Below are 5,277 nucleotides of genomic sequence, written 5' to 3' on the forward strand. Positions count from 1 at the left end.
AATATAAAAGAGAGTGTCTCATAATGAGTTTAATCATTAAGAGACACTTTTTTTATTTTATCTTTTAGAATTATATATTTTTTCAATAATGTTTAAAATTTCATACATAACCCAAGCGCAAAATGCAAGTACAAGTACCCCCATCATGACTAAATCTAGCTTAAATACTTGGCTTCCATAAACTATCAAATATCCAATACCATATCTTGAAACTAAAAACTCTCCAACTATAACCCCTACCCAAGCCATACCTATGTTGATTTTAGTAAGATTTATTAAATTACCAATATTTGAAGGTATTATTAATTTAAATAATATTTGAGACTTTTTAGCACCAAAGCTTTTTAACATTTTCACCTTTTCTTCATCAACATTTGCAAAATAATTATAAGCAGAAAGTATTGTTACAACTACTGAAATGGTAACAGCAGTAACAACAATACCACTAATACCTGCACCAGCCCAAACTATAATAATAGGAGCAAGAGCAGTTTTAGGAAGAGCATTTAAGACTACTAAAAATGGATCTAGTATTTTTGATAATTTCTCAGACCACCATAGTGCAATAGCAATTAATATACCTAAAACAGTACCAATGACAAGACCTAAAATAGTTTCATAAACAGACACACCAACATGACGTAGAAGTTCACCGTTTTGAATATAAGTAACAAATAAATGGTATATATTGCTAGGTTTACTAAATAGGAAGGTATTTATAAGTTTAAGGTTAGCAAGAATTTCCCATAATATTATAAAGCCTACGAGTAGTAGCAATTGATAGACTAATACTTTTCTTTTTTCATTTTTTATATTTTTTAAATATTTAATATATCCATCAGTATCTTTACTTAGTCTCATAAGAATCAAGCTCCTTCCATAGTATGTCAAAGTATTTTTGGAAACCTGGAACTTTACGAGTTTGTAGAGGAGTTAAATCTTCATTTTTTCTAAGATCTATATCATAAGTGTTTTTTACAGTTGCAGGTATCTTAGATAAAACAACTACTTTGTCACTCATAGATATAGCTTCTGAAATGTCATGAGTTACAAGAATTGCAGATTTATTTTCATTTTTAATAATTTTATAAACATCATCACTAACTAAAAGCCTTGTTTGATAATCAAGTGCTGAGAAAGGCTCATCAAGAAGTAATATATCAGGATTTACAGAAAGAGTACGAATAAGAGCCACACGTTGTCTCATACCTCCTGATAGCTCTTTTGGATACATATTTCTAAACTCCCATAAACCATAAGTTTTTAAGAGTTTTTCAATTTGTAAAATATTTTGCTCAGTTTTACTTTTTTGAATTTCAAGACCAAGTGTTATGTTATCCATAATATTTCGCCATTCTAGCAAATGGTCTTTTTGAAACATATATCCGATTTTTCCGTTTATAGTTACATCACCACTAGTTGGATTTAAAAGCTTTGTTAATATGTTTAGAATGGTTGATTTTCCACATCCACTAGGTCCAAGTAGAGTTAAGATTTGACCTTCGTCTAGTGAGAAGTTTATATCTTTTAAAACTTCTAGTTCCCCATCTTTGGTGTAAAAGGTTTGAGATAAATCATTTACGTTCACCATTTGTTGCATATAACTCACCCCCAGTAAGATTTTTACTATATATTATAGTATTAAGGTTTTTGAGGATTTGTACCAAGTTTTACACAATTTATATTATTGATAAAACCACTATAGATAGTATATCTATACCCATATCTATAGTTTGTATATGTAACTCCGTGTTTCTAAGAGAAAAGTACAAACATGAGAGTTTAATTCTTTTTATAAAAGAGGATAAGCCAAATCGTTATGATAAGGTGAATAGACTTACTAAAGAATTAGATACTGAGAAAAAGGCTAAAAAAGAACACCCAGAGATAGCAGAGCAGTTTATGAAAACCACTACATCAAGGGTGCTTTAGCATATAGATTATAATACAAATTTAAAAAATGAATTTAATAAATACATGATTATAGATAATCCAGATGCAATAGAAGATAATGAGAACAGTATAAATCCGAATAAAGATTTTTTCTTAAAAGAATCTATAGCAAGTGCTGTAAATATATATAACGCAACAGGTCTTGCAGTAAACCAAATAAAACTACCAGATTTAATAATACCTAGTGTAGATAAAACTAACATTATTGAAACATACTTAATATTTAAAAGTAGAACTAAAACATAGAAATAATCATCGCTACAATTAAAATTATACATATTAGAGCGGAGAAAATACATAAAAATGGAAAAGTACCTGTATTTTTATAATCATAATAGTCTATAAGACATATTAAAAGAGGAGCTAATAAACCTAAGATTTTATTATTAGAAAATGCAAAGATAACTAGCAATACGAAACTTATGATATAAATAGAATTCTTTATAGTTTTAGAGGAAAAAAGTTTTTCCAAGTTAATCACATCCTTAATTATATATACGTTAATTATAGTCAAGCTTATATAGAAAATTCAACAAAAGGGGAGAAAGAATATAAGTAAATTAAAAAATGCATTAAAAAATCAAGAAGCTAAAGGAAGTAATTTAGCTATTAATCTACCTCCTTTTGATTTTTCAGGAGATTGTTTACTTCTTGGGATAAGTATAGGGAATTAAGGTTTTAGGTGATATTAAAGTATTTTAGAAAAAAATTTTATAGAAAGTCTTTATTGGTGTTAGGCAATTTAAACTTTAATTTAAAAGACCTTGGATATGTTACATATTATTGTGCTGAATAGATTAATAAGTATAGTTGAAATCTATAGAATTATAGACAATTTAATATAGATGTATTATTATTAAATATTGGGTAGATAGCTATTAAAAAAAGAAATGTGGTGTTTGGATGAGTAAGTTAAAAAGAAATGAAACTGCATTAAGGGATGGACATCAATCTTTAATTGCAACAAGGTTAAAAACAGACGAGATAATAAGAGAAAATAGTGGAATTATATATAAAGTAGCAAGCACATTTAGAAAAGGTAAAGAAGAACAAGTTTTAAAGCATATAATAAAAGAAGTGTATATACATAGGTTTGATATAAAAGAGGATACGGTAATAGATACATTCATAAGAAATATAGCAATATATGCTGTAGTTCTTAACCTAGATAGTAGTGAGAGAAAAGAAATTATAGATAAATTAGATTTAAAAGAAGATATAGAGATTAAAGATGAAGAAGCAGTATATGAAATATTAAAACAAAACTATGAAAAATTAGCTATAAATATAGAAGAAAGAAATATACCAGTGGATTTAAAAGAAACTATAGAAGTATATTTTAATGAAATTAAAAAACAAACAATAAAAAAGTATACAAAAGGATTACTATTGGTAGGTGTATTTATAATATGTATATCTTTCATAATGATACCACATTATGCATATGTATTTACACCATTTGGAAAAGTATTTAACTCTATACATAATAACTTATTTACAAATCATATAGAGTCACAGCCTGTAACAACAGAATCAGAAGTTAAAGCTGATATGTACAATGAAGATGTTATCGATTTAGTACATACAATGGCTAATACATTAATAATTGCAGAAAATAATAATATAAAATATGGATTAACAGAAGTAACACCAACTACTATAGATATAGCTATAAAATCAGTTGAAGAGGATTTAAATGATAAAGTACTAGAGAAAATGCTTTTAAAGTGGAAAGAAGGAGACTTTAGTAATGCGACTAAAGTACATAATTATGTTTGGCGTATATTAGGAGGAGAAGTAGGTTATGCAATAGCAATTGATGAAGATGCTATACAGAAGGTGATAAGTAAAATGAAAAAATAATTTTAACTAAAACTATAGAAATATCAGAATCCAATAAGCATAACTTAGGGCAATATATCATATTGAGATAAGCACTGGTGATATTTTTATATAAAGTTTTTTATTTATCAAATGTTATGAATTTAGAAACATAGTTTATGAGAAATTCATAATGTATCATATCTTCGAAGTTAAACATTAGTTGATTAGAAATTTACAGCTTTATACAAAAAGAGGGCCAAGAGTGCAAAGAGCACACACTTGGCTTTTCTTAATTTGTTACGATATATGTATTTTTAAAACCTTTAGATATAGCTTCATTTTGAGTTTTAAAGCATTAGATAAATTAGAGAAGAGATTTTTAGATAGAGTATATAACTTACTTTTTTCATCATATACCCAGACTTCACACCCTTTAGTGGATTTATTAGTTGATGAATTCATATGTAAGCTAACAAAGTAGTCACAGCCTTGTTTATTGGCTTTTGAGCTTCTATAGTCTAGAGAATAATATTTATCATCCGGCATTAATAGATGTATTGGTTTTGATCCCAGCACGAGAACCTTTAAGGTAATTATAATTTTTAATAAATTAAGAAATGTAACATAGGTTACGACTTTAAAGTAGGATGTAATATATAATGTGTATATGAAATAGATATTTAACAAATATACAATATAGTAATTAAAATATAAAGGAGATGTTAAAAATGCAAGAGTTAATAAAGAATATAGAAAAATCAAAGAGTATAGATTTTGATAGTTTAGTAAGTTGTTATGAAGGACAAATAGAGACTGTAACAATGGCACAAAAGAAAGGTGTAGGTGTAACAGTTTTAGCATTTGGTAAAGGTGAAGGTGTAGGACCTCATGCAGCGAAAGGTGATGCTTTAGTTTATATACACCAAGGTGTAGCAACAATAAAAATAGGTGACGAAACTATGGAAGCTACTAAAGGACAATTTGTAGTAATGCCGGCTAATATCCAACATCAAGTAACAGCTAAAGAAGATATGAAAATGCTTCTTGTTGTAGTTAAGGAGGACTAAAATATGAAATATTTAAGAAATATTAAGCCTTTTGAGCCAATTGAAATGGAGAATATGATAAAGCATACAGGAAATAAAATAGCTAGTAAAGCTTTAATAGATAATGACAATACAGAAATAAGATTCTTCTCATTTGCTGAAGGTGAAAGTATTGATAAAGAATACTATGAAATGGAAACTTTATTTGTAATGATTGAAGGTAGTGCCAAAATTGTTTACAACGAAAATGACGAAGTAATAATAAACAAAGGTGATATGATTGCTATGGAAGCTGATATAAACTATGGAATAGAAGCTATTAGCGATGTGAAATTATTCAATGTATTAGTAAAAGCGTAAAATAATAAAGCTATAAATTTGCCCAGTTAGTGCAAGAAGTGTAAAATAAATATAATACAATAAATTTAATCAATCTTAAGATAGAATAGATAGT

8 protein-coding genes are annotated in these 5,277 nt (G+C 27.3%); 5 read left to right on the top strand and 3 right to left on the bottom strand.

The features are described from left to right. Positions 1-57: 57 nt before the first annotated feature. A complete protein-coding gene (locus VLM92_RS16055) occupies positions 58-861 on the bottom strand; it encodes an ABC transporter permease (RefSeq protein WP_325277329.1) in 804 nt (267 codons plus the stop codon). Continuing rightward, positions 848-1,600, bottom strand: coding sequence for an ABC transporter ATP-binding protein (locus tag VLM92_RS16060; protein WP_325277330.1), 753 nt, complete (start codon positions 1,598-1,600; stop codon positions 848-850). Before VLM92_RS16060 ends, VLM92_RS16055 begins: the two co-directional genes overlap by 14 nt. Before the next feature lie 149 nt (positions 1,601-1,749). On the opposite strand from VLM92_RS16060, the gene VLM92_RS16065 reads away from it, so the two are divergent. From VLM92_RS16065 to VLM92_RS16075, 3 genes are all read left to right on the top strand, one after another. Further along, positions 1,750-1,932 (top strand): hypothetical protein, encoded by a 183-nt coding sequence (locus tag VLM92_RS16065; RefSeq protein ID WP_325277331.1) that lies wholly within the window; start codon positions 1,750-1,752, stop codon positions 1,930-1,932. A gap of 45 nt (positions 1,933-1,977) precedes the next feature. Further along, positions 1,978-2,199 (top strand): hypothetical protein, encoded by a 222-nt coding sequence (locus tag VLM92_RS16070; protein WP_325277332.1) that lies wholly within the window; start codon positions 1,978-1,980, stop codon positions 2,197-2,199. Between the two features lie 657 nt (positions 2,200-2,856). Then, positions 2,857-3,816 (top strand): DUF6241 domain-containing protein, encoded by a 960-nt coding sequence (locus VLM92_RS16075; RefSeq protein WP_325277333.1) that lies wholly within the window; start codon positions 2,857-2,859, stop codon positions 3,814-3,816. A gap of 258 nt (positions 3,817-4,074) precedes the next feature. On the opposite strand, the gene VLM92_RS17430 is transcribed toward VLM92_RS16075, so the two are convergent. Continuing rightward, complete coding sequence (locus tag VLM92_RS17430; RefSeq protein ID WP_414708167.1) at positions 4,075-4,323, bottom strand: N-acetylmuramoyl-L-alanine amidase; 249 nt, start codon at positions 4,321-4,323, stop codon at positions 4,075-4,077. A 182-nt stretch (positions 4,324-4,505) separates the two neighbouring features. Here VLM92_RS17430 and VLM92_RS16080 point away from each other — a divergent pair, with 182 nt between their 5' ends. Both VLM92_RS16080 and VLM92_RS16085 read left to right on the top strand, forming a co-directional pair. Then, positions 4,506-4,844 (top strand): cupin domain-containing protein, encoded by a 339-nt coding sequence (locus VLM92_RS16080; protein WP_325277334.1) that lies wholly within the window; start codon positions 4,506-4,508, stop codon positions 4,842-4,844. Positions 4,845-4,847: 3 nt separating this feature from the next. Continuing rightward, positions 4,848-5,183, top strand: a complete 336-nt coding sequence (locus VLM92_RS16085; protein ID WP_325277335.1) for a cupin — start codon at positions 4,848-4,850, stop codon at positions 5,181-5,183. Positions 5,184-5,277: the final 94 nt, after the last annotated feature.

This window comes from Romboutsia sp., from assembly GCF_035470145.1.
Classification (GTDB): domain Bacteria; phylum Bacillota; class Clostridia; order Peptostreptococcales; family Peptostreptococcaceae; genus Romboutsia_D.

Excerpts from the sequence above, each read along its gene's own strand:
- VLM92_RS16060 (WP_325277330.1), bottom strand. The coding sequence starts at position 1,600 with ATGCAACAAATGGTGAACGTAAATGATTTATCTCAAACCTTTTACACC.
- VLM92_RS17430 (WP_414708167.1), bottom strand. The coding sequence starts at position 4,323 with ATGCCGGATGATAAATATTATTCTCTAGACTATAGAAGCTCAAAAGCC.
- VLM92_RS16085 (WP_325277335.1), top strand. The coding sequence starts at position 4,848 with ATGAAATATTTAAGAAATATTAAGCCTTTTGAGCCAATTGAAATGGAG.
- VLM92_RS16080 (WP_325277334.1), top strand. The coding sequence starts at position 4,506 with ATGCAAGAGTTAATAAAGAATATAGAAAAATCAAAGAGTATAGATTTT.
- VLM92_RS16070 (WP_325277332.1), top strand. The coding sequence starts at position 1,978 with ATGATTATAGATAATCCAGATGCAATAGAAGATAATGAGAACAGTATA.
- VLM92_RS16075 (WP_325277333.1), top strand. The coding sequence starts at position 2,857 with ATGAGTAAGTTAAAAAGAAATGAAACTGCATTAAGGGATGGACATCAA.
- VLM92_RS16055 (WP_325277329.1), bottom strand. The coding sequence starts at position 861 with ATGAGACTAAGTAAAGATACTGATGGATATATTAAATATTTAAAAAAT.